Annotated in this window: 1 pseudogene; it reads left to right on the forward strand. The window is 69.9% G+C overall.

The features are described 5' to 3' along the window. Positions 1-33 precede the first annotated feature (33 nt). A pseudogene (locus tag C1I98_RS39520) lies at positions 34-644 on the forward strand (2-succinyl-5-enolpyruvyl-6-hydroxy-3-cyclohexene-1-carboxylic-acid synthase); the annotation flags it as partial.

The raw sequence follows: 644 nt of genomic DNA on the forward strand, positions 1-644 counted from the left end.
GCCGTGGGCGGGGGGACGTGGGTGCGGCCTCGGGTGGCGCCGCCCGCGGTGGCGTTGCATTTGCCGCCGACCCGGCGTGGGGTGCTGGTGATCGGTGATGGCGCGGTGAACGTGCGGCGTTATGTGGCGGCGGCGGGTATGGCGGGCTGGCCGGTGGTGTCGGAGCCGAGTGGTGGCGGCCGGTATGGGGATCACGCGGTTTCTGCGTATCACTTCTTGCTGGGCACTGCGGAGTTCGCTGATGAGCATGTGCCGGATGTGGTGGTGACGCTGGGGCGGCCGGGTGTGTCGCGGCCGTTGTTGTCGTGGTTGAAGCGGGTGGAGGAGCACATCGTGGTGGCTCCGGATCTGTCTCGCTGGCCGGATCCGACGCGTTCGGCGACGCAGGTGGCGCAGGCGGTGGAGATTCCGGTGGCGGCGGGGGATGACGCTTGGTTGCATGCGTGGCGGCGGGCGGATCTGGCGGTGCGGGCGGCGTTGGACGAGGTGCTGGACGCGTCGGGGTTGAGTGAGCCGCGGGTGGCGCGTGATCTGGTGGATCTGATGCCGAACGGGGCGTTGTTGTTCTGTGGGTCGTCGATGCCGATCCGGGATTTGGATCAGGCGATGCGGCCGCGGCGGGGGTTGCGGGTGCTGGCCAATCG

It is taken from the genome of Spongiactinospora gelatinilytica (assembly GCF_003236385.1).
GTDB classification, from domain to species: domain Bacteria; phylum Actinomycetota; class Actinomycetes; order Streptosporangiales; family Streptosporangiaceae; genus Spongiactinospora; species Spongiactinospora gelatinilytica.